The following is a 19,358-nucleotide window of genomic DNA, read 5'->3' on the forward strand; positions in this document are numbered from 1 at the left end:
TCTTTGAAAACAAGTGTTATTTTAGCGAAAATCAAGGATTTAAACGCTCTTTTGATGAACCCCAACTGCTTTTTCCTTAATATTTAAACCAAAAAGCTCAAAATGTTAGTGATAACCACTAACATTTTGAGCTTTTCTCACGATAACTTAACTATTTTAAGGACCTGTAACTAGGTTCCATGTAACTGCGGCCTTGTATTGCTGCCCTTTAACACCTTGATTGGCTGGCACTTCAAGTTTGACATTATTGAAGGTGAAGTCCAACTGGTAAACATTACTACCTGTGAATTGCTTGTTGGCAATAATACTCGTTGCCGTGTTGTTGGCTGTTAAGCTAATGGCACTCGTGGTACCAACCGCATTTTTCAACTCGGTTGGTTGATTGTAATTGGTGAAGCTAGAGACAGGCGCCGCCCCTAATAATAAGCGGGTCGCTGTAGGTAAGCTGTCTGTCGCTGATTTCGGTTGCGACAGTTGCGCCGTTAAGCTCCAATTCGGTTGCGTTTTCTTAATCCGCAGATACGGATTCCGTGTGCCGTTACCGTAGTAATCCGCGGCTTGTTTCAAGCTGTGTTGTTGTTTACTTCCTGCAACGCCCACTTGGCCGAAGTCGAAGGTTGGCACACTGATGAAGCCTTCGGTCGTTGGTGTGACTACTTCTTGATCATTTGGACGAATTCTCACGAAGTTATCCACTGCACGATCTTTAATACCACCAAATACTACAACTTCTGCTTTCAAAACAGTGTTTGGTTTCCCTGTTGCGCGAGTTGTGAAAGCAACTGAAACTTTTTTGCCGATAGGAACGGCATTTGGTAAAGAAACCCCATTTGTCCAAAGTGTACTATTTACTGGGATTGATTTTGTCGTTTCTCCTTCTGGTGTCACTTCCATGAAGGTCGGGATCGTCAGACCAGCTGACCAATTGGGACCTTTTTTCAAGGTGAGATTCTGTAAGGGTGCTTTGCTGGTATTCGTGATCGTTGTTGTCCAGATTACATTGGTATTCGTATCGATCACTTCTTTTGGTCGAGTTAATGTGACACTAGCCGTTGGTATTTCTTCCTTATACATGGCGGTCATATCATCATTGCCATCAAAAGTGGCATTGAACGTTGGTGTTGTGGTTTTGTTCAACGTACTTGGCTTGGTTTTCCCTTTGTACCACCCTTGGAAAGTATAGGTCTTGCCACCTGCAGTATACGTCGCTGGTAAAGCTTTTGCAGCTGTGTACTTGAAGGTGTTACTGTTCATTGGTACTTGGTTACCTTGGGTGAAGCCTGTTGGTGCGGTGATTTTGGCACCGTTGACATCCACGAAGTTTTCGGTGACTTGTTTTCGTGTGACTTTGTAGACTAACTTCGCATCATTGGTCGGATTATTACTGAAAAGGTTCGTAAAAAAAAGATAACTTCCATTAGCATTCATACTACTGCCTATGGTCATGCCCAAAAATCTAAAACTAGTATTGGAAAAATTGGTTCCATCTGTCTTAAAATTTAGTCCATTAATATCTGCTGTAGACAGATTACTTACCGTAGGCGCTACACTCGAATCGATTATCGTTGAGCTACTATTTGTATAGTCATAGCCATACACATTCAAACCGCTACTTTGAGCAGCTTCTACTTGAATGCTATCAACATATTTTAACTGTTGATCAATTGCTAACTTGTCTAGCCTAAAAGCAAGTGAGTTTGGAACCATTGGCAGATAGCCATTCGTATACTTTCTAAATAACTCTTGGGATAATGGGACACTCCCATTGTTAATACTTACCGTGTATTGTCCATTACCCTTACTTTTTGAGGTCACGTCATATAAATTGGTAATTACGTTGTCACTATTTCTTCGTACATAATACTTACCACTAAAGGTTAACGCCGGTGTGAAAGCACCACCTTTTTCATTCACAAAGTTCATATTGACTGATGGATAAAAGGTCGTAACTGTTTCTTCCTCATACACCACATTCAAGTCATCATTCCCGTCATACGTCACCCCATAACTTGGCGCTTTCGTAGTAGTCAAGGTGCTTGGTTTGGTTTTACCTCTGTACCAGCCTTTGAACTTGTAGGTCTTACCGCCTGTTGTATAGGTGTCTGGTAAGGTGCCTGCTTGTTTGAAGGTGTATGGGTCACTGGTAATCGCCGTTTGTTTGCCTTGGGTGAAGCCTGTTGGCGGTGTGATTTTGGCACCGCTTGTGTCTACAAAGTTTTCGGTGACTTTGCGGTTGGTTAAGTGATAGTAAACTGGACCGCTTAACGTTTGATAGGTTGCACTCCCAGAAGCCACATCGATACTGCTAATAAGTCTACGTAAAAGGGTTGGGTATCTTCCCTCCCCCGAAACCTGCTCTTTTGGTGTATAGCTCTGATCTGGTCTCTGTGTTGCTGTTAACAAAGAAATTGCCGCTGTTTCAGACAGAACCACATTATCTGAAGCGCTATAGTTCTGAGTGATTACTGGTAACGGATAGTTTGGATTGATTTTGTTCGTCTTATCATAAAGATTTAACGATTGATAGTATCTTGGCAGTTTAATTGAGAAATTAGAATACGCCTCTCCATTCCAGCCTCCCTCAGTAGGACGAGCTATATATGTCTCAGGAAATGACACATTTTTTAAGTTGCCCACTGTTGGTGCGCTTTGATTGTCGGCAATTGTGCCGTAAGAAAAAGCGCTAGTTGCTCTTCTATAATCAACACTCTTATAATCATACGTAATCTTAATATCAGCAGGATTCACTAATTGTCCTGCTTCGTTCACAAAACCAAATTGATACGTGACTGCTGGGAAGTTTGTTTCCTCATACACCACATTCAAGTCATCATTCCCATCATACGTCACTTTATAACTTGGTGCTTTCGTCGTGGTCAAGGTACTTGGCTTGGTTTTCCCTTTGTACCAGCCTTTGAACTTGTAGGTCTTACCACCTGTCGTATAGGTGTCTGGTAAGGTGCCTGCTTGTTTGAAGGTGAAAGCATTGCTAGTCATTGGTGTTTTCCTATTTTGGGTAAACCCTGTTGGCGGTGTAATGGCTACGCCGTTCGCATCTACGAACTTTTCGGTGACTTTGCGCCTTTGAGTATACAAATAAGAAATATTCATATTATTAGTTGGAGTCACTGGAGTATATACCGAAAACGAATAATTACTTGGAACACTTGGTGTCGACCAAGCACCCAGAAATAGATGGGCACCACTAAATTTTACAGAAATATTTCCTAATCCACCTGTTTCACGTACACCATAGGTATTTCCAGTAGTTAAAACAAGAGCCTCATTCATAATCACACGAGTTTGAAGTGTCTGTCCATTATTTCCATAAACTGTCGCATAAGTTAGTGGCAAGCTTCCTGCTGTTCTCTGAAACGTTAGCCCTTGATACATTCTAGGTAATGTGACTCTCAAGACTCTTAACCCATAAATATATGCTTCTGATGTATCACTAAACACAAGTCCTGGTACCACCAATCGATTAAAGTGAATCGTTTTTCCTGCATAACTTGTTGAATATGGTGTAGAGTTAACACCACCATGATTGACATGCTTCCCGAACTGACCTGAATATCTATTCCCACTAATTGGTGTATCTAAAGGAACACTATTGCCCATTTCATCAATTACTGCCCAATTAAGAGTTGTTTGAGGAAGACTTATACTTGCTTTGGGAGTAATTACTCTAGGTTCTATAACAGGACTTTCTGATAAGCCCAGATTACTCTCCTCTATAGATTTCTGCGCTTCTTTTACTTCTGTTTCTGCTTGTTTCTCCGCTTCTTTCGTTTCTTCTTCCTGACTCGTGTCAGTCGTTACTTGACTATTTTCCGTGCTGGCTTTCGTTGTTTCTTCCTTCACGCTACTGGCTTGTGTCTCTTCCTTGGCACTACTTTCGGCAGTCGGACTACTTTCAATCGTCACGGTTTCCGCAACTGCCGTCACACCAGAAAAGGCGTTAATTACTAAAGAACTACACAAGCCAATGGTTGCTAATCGTTGCCACTTAGTTTGCTTCATGTCGTCCCTTCTTTCTATGTACGATTCCCGCCAAACCGATTAAGGCGAAGCCGAGAATGTTCAAATTTGCCTGACTCTTGCTCCCTGTACGAGGGAGCTGCGAGCCAGTTGTGGTGGTCTGTGTCGAACCACCACTTCGTTGATCTCCTTGCGGAGGACCAGCTGGTTCCTTGGGATCAGCAGCTGGCGCATCTGTTTTCGGTGGGGGATCTTTAGGAGCGGGTGTTGTCGGATTTTGGTAAAATTCAATCCCCACCGAACTAGAACCACCATCAGACGCTTCAACATTTATAAAAAAACTAGGAGAAGATAGTAGACACACAATCATTAAATAACGCTTTTTTTTCATTGAAAAACCTCCTTTTAACTCGCTAGCCTTTCTTGCCCTTTTACACAAGAAAGACGAAACAACCTTTTGTTACTCCTCTATAATAACAAAGAAACCCCCAGCAGAAATTGACGATTTTTTCGCACCCCATGCGAAAATTTTGAAGGTTCCTATTCTGACAAGGGTTACAACAGCTGTTATTTAATAATCGGCTCAAAAAAAGGGCGATTTCGGCAAATTTTTACCAAAATCCCCTGACAAAATTTTAAGATTCCGCTCTTTTTAACAAGAAAAGCTCAAAATGTTAGCAACGAATACTAACATTTTGAGCTTTGTTTGATTGTTTTGACGCAGGCCTCTGAAAAAAAACAGTATTTTTTTCGCCCAGCCCACGATTTTTCCGCAAGACTAACCAAGTAAGGCGCTAATGAATAGCCCTAAGGCATAGGTGCCATTGAAAACCATTAAGTTCTTAATGGAATGACGGAAACTTTTCGGCTGCGGCAATTCTTGTTTAAACGTTTGAATATTTTTCCAAATGACAGGCAGAGTGGCAAACGTGATTAACACAGGCCATTGATAAATACCACTAATGAAGCCGAATAAAATCACCAGATAGCCAGCTAACGCTAACACTTGAAACAGCACAATCCCTGCTGGGCGCCCGATGTAATAGACTAACGTATAACGATGGTTCTCAATATCCGTGTCTAAGTCCCGTAAATTGTTGGCGAGCATGATGTTAGCAATCGAACAGACCAAGGGCAAGGACGCCACGACAATCGCAAGCACCGCCCAGAGATTGCCGTCTAAGCGAAAGGCGCCACTGGCGAAATCAACCGTTAAGTAAAACGGCGGCTGGTTAACCACGTTCAAGTAAACGGTTAAGACGAAGATGCCTAAGCCCATCGTGAAGCCACTGAAAATTTCCCCCAAGGGCATGCGGGATAACGGAATCGGTCCATACGTGTAGAAAATACCAATGAAGCAGCAAATCCCGCCTAATACGAGGAAGAGCCAGCCTGTTTGAACCGTTAAGTAAGCACCCACAACGGCAGTGAAGGCAATCATGGCGAAAATCATGTTGCGGACCAGTTGTGGTGAAACGCCTGATTGTCCGATAATATTTTCTTCATATTTATAGACGTCCGATTTGGCTTTTTTGAAGTCCATGTAATTATTAATGGCGGTGGTGGCCATATCAAAGACCACCATGCCAATGAAGAAAACCAGCGTGTTGCCCCACTGAACTTCCCCAAAATAGGTCATTGAAAACAAGACCCCGATAATAAAGGGAAAGAGACTGGCTAGCTTCGTCTGAATTTCCACTACTTTTAAAAACACATTTAAAGACATTTTTAGTCGCTCCTTATTTCAAATCGGCCCGATTACCCATCGTATAGCCAGAGTCTTTGCCGATTTCAAAGTTGCCTTCGATATCTTTGCTGATGTAGACTTTGTCGTCTTTTGTGACGAAAATGGCATCGGTTCCTTTCAGACTTTCGACATATTCTAGTCCTTTTTTGACGCCCATTGAGAAGACGGCTGTTGAGAGACCATCACCATCGATGGATTTGTCGGTGATAATGGTGACACCTGCGATGTCGTTATCAAACGGATAGCCGGTTTCACGATCGAAGAGATGGTGGTACGTTTTGCCATCGACTTTTAAGTAGCGTTCATAAATTCCTGATGTGACTAAGGTTTTGTTGCTTTCTTTGACTTGACCTAAAACAGTGTTGCGGGCTTTATTCGGGTCTTGAATGCCGACTGTCCAGTCCATGTCTTTGCCACGCGGGCTGTGTCCTAAGACGTAAACATTCCCACCTAAATCGACAATAGCGGTGGTAACGCCGTTGTCTTTCAGAACTTTCACAACTTCATCGGTGATGAAGCCTTTGGCAATTGCGCCTAAATCTAGTTGCATGCCTTTTTCTTCAAGGTAAACGGTTTGCTCTTTGTCGTTGAATTTGACTTTCGTGTAATCGACAAGTTTCAAGGCTTGATCAATTTCGGCTTGGCTTGGTTTGCGGGCATCATCGAAGCCAATGTGCCACATAGAGGTGATTGGGCCAATCGCCATGTCGAAGCCGCCGCGGGAGTCTTTGCTGTATTCATAGGCTTTTTTCAACAAAGGATACAGGTCATCTGAGACTTTGACTGGTTTTACGCCTGCTTCTTGGTTGATTTCATCAATTTCTGAACCTGGTTGGTTGACGGTGATTTTATCGCCTAGTTCTTTGACACGGGCAAAGGCTTTCGGTAAGACGTCTTCTTTGCCATCATCGTAGATGCGAATTTGAACGTAGGTACCAAGCATTGTTTGACGGTCAGAGTATGGTTCTGTATTAATTTTCGCTTCTGGTTTTGAGGAACAAGCAGCTGCCACAAACAGCACTGCTAGAACACTCACCATGAGCAGAAGTTTCTTTTTCATAGGATTCCCTCTTCTTTCCTTCTTTAATTAAAAAATAAGTTCTCTTGCATAGTAGCCTTTTTTGGAAAAAATGAAAAGTCTTTCTCTTGGAAATTCACAAATTTCTGTGAAAAAATTTGTGAAATGATGGACAGAACTAGCGAAGAAAAAGGGGCGGGAAAGTCAGCCAACCGACTTTTTCCCAACCCCTCAATGGTGTCAAGTAATTGCTGAAAAGCGTTTCAGGAACTACTTCACGATTCAATTTATTATTACTTATTTTGTTACGATGTTGTCAACAACGATTTCAGTTGTGTCGCCTTTTTCAGCAGCGTTCACTAATTGTTGTGCGTAGTTGATGAATGAATGTGTGCTGTGTGTTGCACCAGTTACCACTTCAACACCTGCAGGTGAGCCGTCTTCTTCGCCCATTGCTTTAACAAATTCTTTGTTTAATGTTTCGATATATTCTTTTGGTCCAACGCCAGCAACGTCTTTCATTTTGCTTTCGTATTCAGTGTCATCTTTTTTAGATTTGCCGTCAGCGTTCACGTTATCGTAGTTAGATTCAGTCACTTTACCATCTTTCACAGTCATTGAGAATGTTGTGTGGTAGCCGTTTGAGTCATTTTTTTCTTTCAATGAGTACGTACCATCTTTCAATGCTGCGCCATTGTCGATTTCGATTGTGTCTGTGTTACCAGCTTGTGCTGCTTGGATTAATTGTTGTGCGTAGTTTTGGAATGATTCAGATGAATGAGTCGCACCAGTTACTACTTCCACACCGCTTGCGCTTTGTGCTTTAACAAAAGAATCGTTTAATTGTTTGATGTATTCTTTTGGTCCAACACCAGATTTTGCTTTCATGCTTTCTTCATACTTAGTGTCTTCTGTTTTAGATTTGCCGTCAGCATTGATGTTGTCATATTTAGATTCAGTGATTTTGCCGTCTTTTACAGTCATTTCAAAGACTGCACGGTAACCATTTTTTTCATTTTTTTCTTCTAATTTATACGTACCATCTTTTAAATCGCCACCGGCAACTTTTTTCGCTGGTGCTGATGATTCAGTTGATTTTTTCGTTTCTGAAGATGCTGCGCTAGAAGAGTTCGTTGTGTTGTCTTTCTTGTCTGCGCCACAGCCTGCTAATACTAAACTAAATAATGCAATTGCCGCAAAACCTTTAACAAATTTATTCACTTTCATTGATAGTCACCTTTTCTTTCATGATTTTCACAAACATCAAAAGTTTGTGATACATTACACATTATAATGGTTTTAAAAACGTTGTCAAGACCATCCCCTAAAAATATTTACATTTCGGTCTTTTTTTCATCAAAAACTCATCGTTGGAGTAAATTTGTTGACAATTAAAATTTATATTAGACAAATTCGTGAAATACTTATATAATGTTAGTCGATTGTGTACTTATTAATCATTATCACTATTTTACTACTTACAATATTAAGGAGCGGATTGTCAATGACAAAGCAAAATATTGTCGTTGTAGGTGCTGGGTATGCTGGCGTTTCAGCTACTAAATTTCTAGCAAAGAAATTTAAAAAAGATACGGACGTAACAATCACATTGATTGATCGCCATTCTTACCACACTATGATGACCGAATTGCATGAAGTAGCAGGCGGACGTGTTGAACCAGAAGCAATTCAATACGACTTACAACGTTTGTTCTCACGCAAGAAAAACGTAAAATTGGTAACAGATACTGTTACTGGAATCGACAAAGAAAACAAAGTTGTGAAAACTTTAGCAGGTTCTTATCCATTTGACCAGTTAATTCTGGGTATGGGTGGCGAACCGAACGACTTTGGAACACCAGGCGTGAAAGAAAATGGTTTCACCTTATGGTCATTTGATGATGCAGTGAAAATTCGTCATCACATTGAAGCAACCGTTGCTAAAGCAGCCATCGAACCAGATGCTGAAGTACGCAAAGCAATGTTAACATTCGTTGTCTGTGGTTCTGGTTTTACTGGGATCGAAATGGTCGGCGAATTAATCGACTGGAAAGATCGTTTAGCGAAAGATGCCAAAATTGATCCAGACGAAATTACATTAATGGTTGTTGAAGCAATGCCAACCATCTTAAACATGTTATCTCGTAACGATGCTGCCAAAGCAGAACGTTATCTAGAAAAGAAAAATGTTCAATTATTATTGAACTCACCAATCGTTGAAGTTGCAGCAGATCACATTAAATTAAAAGATGGTTCTGAAGTACCAACGCATACGTTAATCTGGACAGCTGGTGTGAAAGCAACTTCTGATGCCGCTGACTTTGGTTTAGAAGCAGCCCGTGGTAGTCGTTTAGTTGCGAATGAATACATGCAAGCAAAAGGCTACGAAGACAAAAACATTTATATCATTGGTGACTTGGTTTATTATGAAGAAACACCAAATACACCAACTCCTCAAATCGTTCAAGCAGCTGAACAAACAGGTCATACTGCGGCTGCCAACATCGTTGCAGATATTAAAGGCGGCGAAAAACACGCCTTTAAAGGAAACTACCAAGGATTCATGGTTTCCATCGGCGCGAAATGGGGCGTTGCCAACTTATTCGATAAAATTCATTTGAGTGGTTTCTTAGCCATCATTATGAAACATATCGTTAACTTGAAATACTTCTTTGATATTCGTTCTGGTTACTATATGTTCCAATACATTATGCACGAAATCTTCCATATTAAAGATGATCGTTCTGTTGCTCGCGGACATACGTCACGTTACGGCAATGTCTTGTGGAGTGTTCCGCTACGTGTCTTCTATGGTATGGTTTGGTTAGTCGAATCAATGAAGAAAATTGTCGGCAACGGCGATTACTTGAAACCAAGCACTTGGTTTGGTGACGGTTCTTGGTTCACAGATAAAGTCGTTTTCCCATTCCCTTGGTTACAAGAACAAGTAACAACAGGTGCTTCTCAAGCAACTGAAACAGCAACAACTGCTGCAAGTGGTGCGGCGGATGCGGCGGCAAGCGGTGGTGCCGATGCGGCAACACAAGCAGCGCACTTTGGTTTAAGCTACGCTTACGGCGAAACACCAATGCAAGTGTTTGATCACATGCCTAAATGGTTCGAAAGCGTAATGAAATTTATGATGCCAAACCAAGAAGTTGCTTTGTTCATGCAAAAATTCATGACAATCGTTGAAGTATGTATTGCTTTAGCATTGATTGCTGGTTTATTCACTTGGTTATCAAGTGCTGCTACAATTGGTTTAACAATTGCCTTCTGTTTATCTGGCATGTTCTATTGGGTAAATATCTGGTTTATCTTTGTCGCTTTTGCTTTGATGAACGGTTCAGGCCGTGCTGTCGGTTTAGACCGCTGGGTAATTCCATGGATTCAACGCAAACTTGGTAAAGCGTGGTATGGTACCCCGAAAGCTAGATACGGCGGTAAGTAAGCAATCAATCATCGATTGACAACTACGAGCAAAAGCTGAGACACATGTCTCCAGCTGACTATCATAGGATTTAGTATGTGGGACAGCAGTCAAGCATGACTTTTGTCCCACATATTTTCTTTTATATAATATGGTGGCTCAACTGAGGTCGGGACAGAATCGTTTAGCTCCGAGAAATAAGAAGAAATTTCCGAAAATTGTCATAAAATACAACGAGGAACGAGTTGATGTTGCATGATACCTACCCGGTGCTCTTTAATTTTTGGAGACCAAGTAGGTATTGTTCATCATCGAATCACTACGTTCTTCGTGATTCTCAACAATTTCGGCTTATTTCCGAAGGACCTTCAACTCTTAGAGCTTTAGCTCTTAGAAGTTGTTGAGATCGGAGCAACGCGTAGTGTTGGTTCTGTTCCCGCCGTTTATCAGTTTTTGAGCTTGGAACAAAAATTCAAAATAATTTTTGTTCCAAGCTCGTTCACTGTGTTATGATAGACAAGAAAAAAACACCAAAGGAGAGAGAAGAAAATGACGATCAAAGAATTCATTAAGAAAAGTCGCTTGAAAACATGGGACGTTATTATTATTGCTATTTTAGTTCTTGGTTCTTTTCTGCCCCTTGTTGTTTTTGCCATGCAAAACCGTGGTCAAGAAGCGGCTACGTATCAAGCAGTCTTGAAAGTAGACAACAAAGTAATCAAAGTCTTTGACTTAAAAAAGGACGGCCCGCATTATACATATAAATACGAAGCAAAAGACGGTGATTACAACCTGATTGAAGTAGATGGTGATCGTATCCGCGTGAAGGAAGCCAACTGTGCTGACTTAGTGGACGTTCGACGAGGCTGGATTTCCAAACCTGGTGAAACCCCGATTGCCTGTCTACCCCACAATTTGTTTATCACCGTGGAAGCTTCTGATGGGAGTGAAGACGGTAGCTTAATTTATTAAGCACGACAACTATGAGCAAATTACACAAGAATATTTATATTGCTATGCTCGTTGCCCAAGGGGTCATTATTGGTTTAATCGAAAATATGATTCCTTACCCTTTCGCATTTGCTCCTGGGGCAAAGCTCGGTCTAGCAAATTTAATTACCATTATTGCGATTTTCACCATGCGTAAGCGTGATAGTTTTTTCCTAGTCTGTTTACGTTTGATTTTAACGACATTACTGGGCGGCACACTTTCGACCTTTTTCTATAGTGCCAGTGGTGCCTTATTAAGTTATTTCGGCATGTTGCTTGTCAAGCAGCTGGGGCCAAAGCGGGTCAGCATTATCGGGATTAGTGCCGTTGGTGGTTTCTTACACAACGTTGGTCAGTTGCTAACGACCTCTTTCTTTGCTCATTCGTGGGCGCCGATGCTGTACTTACCATTTCTATCTCTGTTTGGGTTACTCTCAGGGATTGCCATTGGGATTGCCGCTAACTATTTACTACAACATGTCCAGACGTTACGAAAATTCCAACTGAATTATGAACAAACAACGAAACATAAGTGGAGTCAATTTTTCTAATTGAAAACCTGTCCGCCACAATTAAAGGAGTCATCTTATGAATATACATCCTATGTGGAATACCTATCCTACGTTATCAAAAGAATTAACAACTACTCTTCGCTTGATGGAACAAGCGGTTCAAATCGATAATCAAGAGATTCAAGCTGCTGTCCATGACATGATTCATTCTGGCGGCAAATTGCTACGTCCAGCCTACCAACTGTTGTTCTCTTATTTTGGTGAGCAGCGGGACCCTAAAAAGGCGACAGCGTTAGCGGCTTCCATTGAATTACTGCATACCGCCACGTTAGTTCACGACGATATTGTCGATGAAGCCGATACGCGTCGTGGCTTGCCAACATTGCGTTCGCGCTTTGGAAATAGCACAGCCGTGTATACAGGCGATTATCTTTTTGTTTGCTGTTTCAAGCTCTTATCTGATTATTCTTCTTCATTAAAAAGCATTCAATTAAATTCGCGCAGTATGGAAAAAGTCCTAACTGGTGAGCTTGGTCAAATGGACAATCGCTATAATTTCGAGGTAACGATTGACCAATATTTAAAAAACATTTCCGGGAAAACTGCCGAACTGTTTGCGCTAAGTTGTTTTGTCGGTGCCTATGAAAGTGGCACCTCCCAACGTTTTGCTAAACGTTGTGGTGAAATCGGCGAAAATATCGGACTGGCTTTTCAAATTATTGATGACATTTTGGACTATACACAAACTGCTGACGCTATCGGCAAACCCGTCTTAGAAGACGTACGTCAAGGCGTGTATTCTTTGCCATTGATTTATGCACTTGAAGCCAATCGTGAAGTCTTGTTGCCACTTTTAATGAAAAAAGAAGCCTTGACCGATGAAGAAACACAGGAAATTTATCGTCTTGTCCATGAACTAGGTGGCGTAGAAAAGGCCCAACAATTAGCCACTCATTACACAGAAAAAGCGCTGAAAGAAATCAGCAAACTTCCTGAAACAAAGGTCCAAGCGAAAGAACAATTGTATGAAATTACACAAACGATTTTGACAAGAGAAAATTAAAAAAGCCGCTGGATCCTATTGAGGATTTAGCGGCTAGCTTTTTAGGTGATACCTTGCTATAATAAATACGAAGAGAGCGTACTAGACATACGCTCTCGGGTAGACCGTTTAAGACGGTAGCTTGATTTTAATACGGAAATAAACCCGTCAATCTTCGCTAAAGGTTATGACGGGTTTATTTTTTGTCGTTTTTATTACTGATTTTAACAATTAATGTTGTTACTTATACAACTTAACTACTTTTGTTGCTTCATTCCATCTCTAATTTGTATTACCTAGTGAATACATGTTATACTAATTAAAAAATGGAGGTGTTAGCTATGACATCAACAAAAACAAGAAAACAAGGAAACTCATTAGTTATAACAATTCCTGCTACTTTAGGAGTTAAAGAAGGGGAAGAATTTGTTATTCTTCGCAAAAATAATGGCTCCATCGCATTGATTCCAAAAGTAGAAGATTTTTTTGAAAATACTGCTGAAGGAGAGTTTTATCTTCCTGAATTAGCGATTGATTATTCACCTAGCGGAGGAGAAGTTGATGGGCTATAAACCAACTCAAAGAGATATTGTTATTATCGACTTTGCGCCTTCTAAAGGTTATGAAATCAGAAAACGACGACCTGCTCTCGTAATGAGCAAAGACAGTTACAATATTTCAACAAATTTAGTTATTGTCTGTCCAATAACCTCGTTGGATAAGGAACGTCCTTTTCTTGTCCCTATTTATAGCGAAAAACTTCATACCTCCGATAATGCAGTAAGTAAAGTGAATACGCTCCAAGTCTATTCACTCGACTATACAGAACAGGCACAACGCAGAATAAAATATGTAGATACGTTAGACGAAGAAACATTTTACGAAATTGCTCAAAAGTTTTTACAAAACTTTTCTTTTGCTGTTTAATTCGGCTTCAACTGAACACGCATATATGATTTACTATTCGACTTTTCCGTTTCAACTTGCTATAATAAACACGAAGAGAGCGTACTAGATATACGCTCTCGGGTAGACCGTTTAAGACGGTAGCTTTAATTGTGGATAAATAAACCCGTCAATCTTCGCTAAAGGTTATGACGGGTTTATTTTTTGTCGTTTTTATTACTGATTTTGACAATTAATGTTGCGAAAGCAATCGCAAGCATCAATGCTTCAAAGACAGTCACTACTATTCCTTTCTAGGGAAAGAGCAAACAAGCAAAAACATTGGCAGTCCCCCTTTTTTGAGAAATTGCCACCGTCATAAACTTCCTACTTGTGTAGTATAACACATTTGTACCTTCCTAGAATACGCTTTCTTTTTTATTTACTATTCGACTTTTCCGTTTCAACTTGCTATAATAAACACGAAGAGAGCGTACTAGACATACGCTCTCGGGTAGACCGTTTAAGACGGTAGCTTTAATTTATTGGTTAATAAACCCGTCAATCTTCGCTAAAAGTTATGACGGGTTTATTTTTTGTCGTTTTTATTACTGATTTTGACAATTAATGTTGCGAAAGCAATCGCAAGCATCAATGCTTCAAAGACAGTCACTACTATTCCTTTCTAGGGAAAGAGCAAACAAGCAAAAACATTGGCAGTCCCCCTTTTTTTGAGAAATTGCCACCGTCATAAACTTCCTACTTGTGTAGTATAACACATTTGTACCTTCCTAGAATACGCTTTCTTTTGTAATAAAAATCGTGCACCGTTTACTGGGATAAAACGATTCAGCCAACTAAAATTTTTTAGACTAAACAGACCGACCATCTTTTTTGATGGTCGGTCTGTTTAGTCTATTGCTCCGCCTTTACTCCTTCTCCGACAATGCTCGCCAGACATCAAATGTTTGTTTTAAGCCTTGGACATTATGAACACGTAAAATTTCTACGCCTTGTTGTGCTGCATACAAGGAAGCAGCGGCTGAGCCAAAATCACGGTTGGCTGGTTCTGGTTCGTTCGTTAAAGCGCCAATAGTTCGTTTGCGAGAAACGCCGTACAGTAACGGATAATCTTGGTAGCGAAAGGCGTTAGGATCTTTTAACAGTTGAAGGTTTTCTGCGACAGTTTTATGAAAGCCAATCCCTGGATCGAAACAAATTTTTTCTAAGGAAAGCCCATATTTTTGGCATTGTTCAATTTTTTCTGTATAAAATTGGTGCAACTCTTCTTTTAAAGAAAGCGATTGGCGTTTTCTAGAATGCATAATCACAACTTGGACTTCAGGATATTGTGCGAGGACTTCTGCCATCCCCGGAGTGTCTAATCCTTTGATGTCATTAATCATTGTGGCGCCAGCTTGAATCGCGGCTTCTGCTACTTCGGGATAGTAGGTATCCACAGAAATCGGCGCTAGAGAAGTCTCACGTATTTTTTTAATTAACGGTAATACTCGGTCTGCCTCAACTTGTGGAGAAACTTCTTCGTAGCCAGGACGTGTGGATTGGCCGCCAATGTCTAAAATATCGGCCCCCGCTTCTAGTAGATGAAGCGCATGTTGATAGGCCACGTCGACCGTTGTGTAGCTACCGCCATCAGAAAAAGAGTCGGGGGTCGTGTTGACAATCCCCATAATTTGGTAATTCTTTTTTAAATCAATCATTGTCACATTGCTCCTTTATCTGCTGAATCATCTTTCGTAAAGCCCGCATTCTAGGACTTATCTTCATTCGTTCACTCGTGGACAACTCCGCTAAGGTTTTGCCTCGGTCTGGTAAATAAATAATCGGATCAAAGCCATAACCGCCTGTACCGCGCGGTTCAACTAATTCACCAGTCAAAGTGGCTTCCGTTTGCAACAGTTTGTCGTCATCGAGTACATAGACCAACGTGGCTGATAAGGTTAACTCTCGGGTCGACTGTTGCCCTTCAAATAAGTGCAACAGTTCGCGGTTCTGTTCTTCCGAATTGGCTGAATGGAAAAAGCGGCTTGTATGAATACCTAATAAATCAGGAAAAGCAGTTAACGTTAAGCCGCCATCATCACCTAACACTGGGCGGCCAATTAATTGTTGGAAAAAGCGAGCTTTTAGATAAGCATTTTCAGCATACGTAGTGCCAGTTTCTGCAGGTTGTTCTTGACTGGTTGTATACTTTCGATAAGAGACAAGTTGAATAGCGGGGCCCTTAAGTCCTGATTGCATTTCTTTTAACTTACCTTGGTTATTCGTGCCAACAATGATTTCCATTTTCTAACGTATCTCCATTAAAAATTGATTTTTCCACTCTTGTTCTTTAAATAGTCCGGTAAATTGAAATGTTTTGGTGCTACTTTGTGGTGTTTTCACGCCGCGCATCGTCATACACATATGTTCCGCTTCAATGGCTACTGCAATGCCTTTGACGGGAATATTTTCTTGGAGTTTGCGGGCAATTGTCACTGTTAAATCTTCTTGAACTGTGGGACGTTTGGCACAATGTTCTACTAATCTTGGTAACTTGCTTAGTCCCAATACTTTGCCACCTTCTGGCAGATAAGCGACATGTACTTTTCCATAAAATGGCAATAAATGGTGTTCACACATTGAATAAAAGGCAATATCTTTTACTAGAACCATTTCGCCTTCATTTAAGCTATCAAATAATTTATAATCGTCAAATTCAGGTTCGGTTAATCCACTAAAAACTTCTGCATACATTTTAGCTACACGTTTGGGTGTATCAATGAGTCCTGCCCGTTGAGTATCTTCCCCCACCGCTTCTAAGATTGTGATAACTGCCTGCTCAATTTGCGCTTGTTTTTCCTGCTCCATCTCTACCATTCCTTTTCGCTTACTCGCACTTCTTCTTGATTGCCACTGCGCTGAATCCACGTAGCTATTGGCGCGCCCAATAGTTGTTCCTCTGCGTAAACATCACTTAAGGGAATCAAAACAAATGACCGTTTTGTTAATTCTTGATGAGGAACTTGTAAGTGGGGCAACGCGACTGACTGTTCCCCTAATAATAAAATATCAATATCAATAATCCGCGGACCCCAGTGAATTAATTTTTTACGTTTCATTGCTTGCTCAATCCCTTGGGTAACAGCCAATAACTCTTCAGCGGTATAGCTAGTATCAATTTTCAATACGGCGTTCAAAAAATCATCTTGGTCTGTATAGCCGTAAGGATCCGTTTCATAAAGTTTTGAAGAAGCCACGACCTGAATCTGCGGGTCTTCGTTTAAATAATTGCGGGCTTTCACTAAATTTGCGTATGGATCGCCGACGTTACTACCTAATGCTACATAGCCAATCATCTATACTTCTCGCTCCATTTCAATTTCAATATTGTCAAAAAGACCGGGCATAGGCACACTATATTTTCTAATTTTAATGATAATTTTGTTCAATTGTTCTTGATAATCTGCGGAAATATCATCTAAAATAGCACTCGCTAAACCTTCGATTAAATCGTACGAGTGATTGTTTACTCGTTGGGCAATCAATTCATTCACTTCGGCATAATTGACAGTTTGAGTGACATCATCTGTTCGCCCTGCCTCAGCTAACGACAACTGCATTTCAAGGTCGATTTCTACTTGCTGTCCTAGACGTTTTTCTTCTGCCAAAACACCATTTTTTGTGAAAAATTTCAAGTTGTTGATTCTAATTTTATCCATCCTCTAACTCCCTACCCTCTGTTTTGCTGATTTTTTTAATCATAGCATATTTCTTGGAAAAGTCAGTAGTTAAAAGATGGAAAAGTGGTTATTGGTATGATATAAAAAATTACTTTTTACGAATCAAATAGTATAACTCGTGTATTCAAAAAAGAGCGTTGCTGATGCAACGCTCTTTTTCGGGGTTTATTCTCCTTTTATCGCATTGTTACAAATTCTTCTGATCCTGTTGGATGAATCGCAACAGTATTATCAAAATCAGCTTTGGTCGCGCCCATTTTAATAGCGACTGCAAAGCCTTGTAGCATTTCGTCAACACCGATGCCGATGCCATGCAAACCGACAATTTTTTCTTCTTTGCCGACACAGATTAATTTCATGTCGCATTTTTGACGGTATTCTCCTAAAGCAAAATACATTGGTGTAAAGCTAGAGCGATAGATTTTCACTTGGTCTTCACCATATTCTTCAAGCGCTGCTTTTTCCGTCAAGCCAATTGTCGCAACTGGTGGATGGGTAAAGACCACCGTTGGCACCAAGTTATAATCCAGATATAAATCGGTTTGTCCGTTAAATAAGCGTTCAGACAGGCGCCGACCAGCGGCAATCGCGACTGGCGTTAAGTCGATTTTACCAATGACATCGCCGACTGCGTAGATGCCATTTTGCGTGGTATTTTGGAATTTATCTACTTTGACGTAGCCTTTTTCATCAAGGGCTACTTTCGTATTTTCTAAGCCTAATTGATCCGTGTTCGGCTGACGGCCTGTCCCGAAAATCACGGCATCTGTCGTGATTGATTCACCATTTTCAAATGTAATAACGTACTCATTCTGCGCCGTTTTTTCAATTTTAGCTGGTGTTGCATTCGGATGAATTTGCATGCCCATTTCTTGATAGCGTTCTACGACTTTTTCAGAAAGCATGTCATCAAAGCTTCGTAATGGTCGTTCATGACGGAAGGCCCAATGTGTTTCTGCGCCTAAGCCATGTAAGGTTCCTGCTAATTCGGCTGCGATGTAACCCGCACCGACAAAGACCACACGTTTTGGCATTTCTTCTAACGCAAAGAAGCCGTTTGAATCTAAGGCATATTCTTCTCCTGGAATACCTAGTTTTTTCGGACGACCACCTGTCGCGATTAAAATGTGCGGCGCCGTATATTCTGTCCCATTGACTTCAATTGTTTGCTCCCCAGTAAACGTAGCGTAACCATGGATACGTTCAATGTTGTTACTGTCTAAACCACGATTATACGCACCATGTAAGAAGTCAATATATTTTTCACGATTTTCAACTAATTGTTTAAAGCTAAAATTTTTGATTTCAACATCAAACCCGTAGCCTGCTGTATCTCTTTCCATCATTTCCATCATGCTGCTGGCTTGCCACATGACTTTTTTAGGCACACAACCAACGTTGACACAGGTCCCACCAATTTCGTTGCCCTCAATTAAAAGGACGTTAGCTCCGTGCATTCCTGCGCGGTTAGCAGAAGCAATCCCGCCACTACCGCCACCAATAACAATATAATCATAGGTTTTCATTTATTCTGGCTCCCTTTCAATTTGAACTTTCTCCCTTATTATCGCAAAAAATAGCAAAAAAAGACAGTCGTATTACTTACTTTTGTTTAGTTTTCTGCTGCTTCTGTTTCATGGATTCGTTCCGTAAAAGCACTGGGGGAAAGGAATTCAATCGTAGCATTGTCGAAGGGAATTCCTAAATCTTCTTTCGTTACGTTTGGGTTCATTGTAATGACGTAAAGTGTTTTGCCTAAGGAAAGTGCAATCCCAATTTCTAAATAACTTAGTCGGTCAAAGTCACCATTAATAAAAACGTAGGTTGCTTCGTGAAGATACCGTTTTATCACTTCAATATCTGTAAACATTCCGGTTTGAACACAATCTGCTAACCCGAAGCCCACTGCACCCATACAGCCATGCTCATCTTCAAACAGCTGAGGATCTACCAAAAGGTCCGTTTGAATACGAGGGTTTTGACCAATTTGGTAGGCGAATAATTTAGCCATAG

18 protein-coding genes are annotated in these 19,358 nt (G+C 40.7%); 6 read left to right on the forward strand and 12 right to left on the reverse strand.

Annotated elements, in window-relative coordinates:
- Window positions 1–156: 156 nt before the first annotated feature.
- From IGL36_RS13005 to pplA, 5 genes are all read right to left on the reverse strand, one after another.
- Complete coding sequence (locus tag IGL36_RS13005) at window positions 157–4,020, reverse strand: WxL domain-containing protein (protein ID WP_010716763.1); 3,864 nt, start codon at window positions 4,018–4,020, stop codon at window positions 157–159.
- Window positions 4,007–4,369 (reverse strand): LPXTG cell wall anchor domain-containing protein, encoded by a 363-nt coding sequence (locus IGL36_RS13010; protein ID WP_002398518.1) that lies wholly within the window; start codon window positions 4,367–4,369, stop codon window positions 4,007–4,009. Before IGL36_RS13010 ends, IGL36_RS13005 begins: the two co-directional genes overlap by 14 nt.
- Before the next feature lie 387 nt (window positions 4,370–4,756).
- The gene (menA, locus tag IGL36_RS13015; protein WP_002398519.1) at window positions 4,757–5,704 is read right to left on the reverse strand and encodes a 1,4-dihydroxy-2-naphthoate polyprenyltransferase; all 948 of its coding nucleotides are present in this window, start codon (window positions 5,702–5,704) and stop codon (window positions 4,757–4,759) included.
- A gap of 13 nt (window positions 5,705–5,717) precedes the next feature.
- On the reverse strand, window positions 5,718–6,785 hold the full coding sequence (locus IGL36_RS13020; protein WP_002354751.1) for an FAD:protein FMN transferase: 1,068 nt from the start codon (window positions 6,783–6,785) through the stop codon (window positions 5,718–5,720).
- A gap of 255 nt (window positions 6,786–7,040) precedes the next feature.
- Window positions 7,041–7,970 (reverse strand): extracellular electron transfer flavoprotein PplA, encoded by a 930-nt coding sequence (gene pplA / locus IGL36_RS13025; RefSeq protein ID WP_002381005.1) that lies wholly within the window; start codon window positions 7,968–7,970, stop codon window positions 7,041–7,043.
- Between the two features lie 277 nt (window positions 7,971–8,247).
- Between pplA and IGL36_RS13030 the strand changes: the two genes are divergently transcribed.
- From IGL36_RS13030 to IGL36_RS13055, 6 genes are all read left to right on the forward strand, one after another.
- Window positions 8,248–10,194, forward strand: a complete 1,947-nt coding sequence (locus IGL36_RS13030; RefSeq protein ID WP_002354747.1) for an NAD(P)/FAD-dependent oxidoreductase — start codon at window positions 8,248–8,250, stop codon at window positions 10,192–10,194.
- Between the two features lie 528 nt (window positions 10,195–10,722).
- The gene (locus IGL36_RS13035; RefSeq protein ID WP_002354745.1) at window positions 10,723–11,145 is read left to right on the forward strand and encodes a NusG domain II-containing protein; all 423 of its coding nucleotides are present in this window, start codon (window positions 10,723–10,725) and stop codon (window positions 11,143–11,145) included.
- Window positions 11,146–11,156: 11 nt separating this feature from the next.
- Window positions 11,157–11,714, forward strand: coding sequence for a Gx transporter family protein (locus tag IGL36_RS13040; protein ID WP_002354743.1), 558 nt, complete (start codon window positions 11,157–11,159; stop codon window positions 11,712–11,714).
- A gap of 37 nt (window positions 11,715–11,751) precedes the next feature.
- Window positions 11,752–12,738 (forward strand): polyprenyl synthetase family protein, encoded by a 987-nt coding sequence (locus IGL36_RS13045; RefSeq protein WP_002383156.1) that lies wholly within the window; start codon window positions 11,752–11,754, stop codon window positions 12,736–12,738.
- A gap of 305 nt (window positions 12,739–13,043) precedes the next feature.
- Complete coding sequence (gene mazE / locus IGL36_RS13050) at window positions 13,044–13,289, forward strand: type II toxin-antitoxin system PemI/MazE family antitoxin (protein ID WP_002385128.1); 246 nt, start codon at window positions 13,044–13,046, stop codon at window positions 13,287–13,289.
- A complete protein-coding gene (locus IGL36_RS13055) occupies window positions 13,279–13,644 on the forward strand; it encodes a type II toxin-antitoxin system PemK/MazF family toxin (protein WP_002370162.1) in 366 nt (121 codons plus the stop codon). The genes mazE and IGL36_RS13055 overlap by 11 nt, the downstream gene beginning before the upstream one ends.
- An 887-nt stretch (window positions 13,645–14,531) precedes the next feature.
- On the opposite strand, the gene folP is transcribed toward IGL36_RS13055, so the two are convergent.
- The 7 genes from folP to IGL36_RS13090 form a co-directional block, all read right to left on the reverse strand.
- Window positions 14,532–15,323: a dihydropteroate synthase gene (folP, locus tag IGL36_RS13060; RefSeq protein WP_002387594.1), complete on the reverse strand. Its 792-nt coding sequence runs from the start codon at window positions 15,321–15,323 to the stop codon at window positions 14,532–14,534.
- Window positions 15,316–15,909 carry a non-canonical purine NTP pyrophosphatase gene (locus tag IGL36_RS13065; protein ID WP_002398522.1) on the reverse strand — a complete coding sequence of 198 codons (594 nt, stop codon included), beginning with the start codon at window positions 15,907–15,909 and terminating at the stop codon, window positions 15,316–15,318. The genes folP and IGL36_RS13065 overlap by 8 nt, the downstream gene beginning before the upstream one ends.
- A 3-nt stretch (window positions 15,910–15,912) precedes the next feature.
- Window positions 15,913–16,482, reverse strand: a complete 570-nt coding sequence (gene folE / locus IGL36_RS13070; RefSeq protein ID WP_002399300.1) for a GTP cyclohydrolase I FolE — start codon at window positions 16,480–16,482, stop codon at window positions 15,913–15,915.
- On the reverse strand, window positions 16,476–16,961 hold the full coding sequence (gene folK / locus IGL36_RS13075) for a 2-amino-4-hydroxy-6-hydroxymethyldihydropteridine diphosphokinase (RefSeq protein WP_002378871.1): 486 nt from the start codon (window positions 16,959–16,961) through the stop codon (window positions 16,476–16,478). Before folK ends, folE begins: the two co-directional genes overlap by 7 nt.
- On the reverse strand, window positions 16,962–17,324 hold the full coding sequence (gene folB, locus IGL36_RS13080) for a dihydroneopterin aldolase (RefSeq protein WP_002354733.1): 363 nt from the start codon (window positions 17,322–17,324) through the stop codon (window positions 16,962–16,964).
- Window positions 17,325–17,521: 197 nt separating this feature from the next.
- Complete coding sequence (gene gor, locus IGL36_RS13085; RefSeq protein ID WP_002354732.1) at window positions 17,522–18,871, reverse strand: glutathione-disulfide reductase; 1,350 nt, start codon at window positions 18,869–18,871, stop codon at window positions 17,522–17,524.
- Between the two features lie 86 nt (window positions 18,872–18,957).
- Window positions 18,958–19,356, reverse strand: a complete 399-nt coding sequence (locus IGL36_RS13090; protein ID WP_002358946.1) for a hypothetical protein — start codon at window positions 19,354–19,356, stop codon at window positions 18,958–18,960.
- Window positions 19,357–19,358: the final 2 nt, after the last annotated feature.

The organism is Enterococcus sp. AZ011, assembly GCF_050548355.1.
In the GTDB taxonomy this organism is placed as follows: Bacteria; Bacillota; Bacilli; order Lactobacillales; family Enterococcaceae; genus Enterococcus; species Enterococcus faecalis.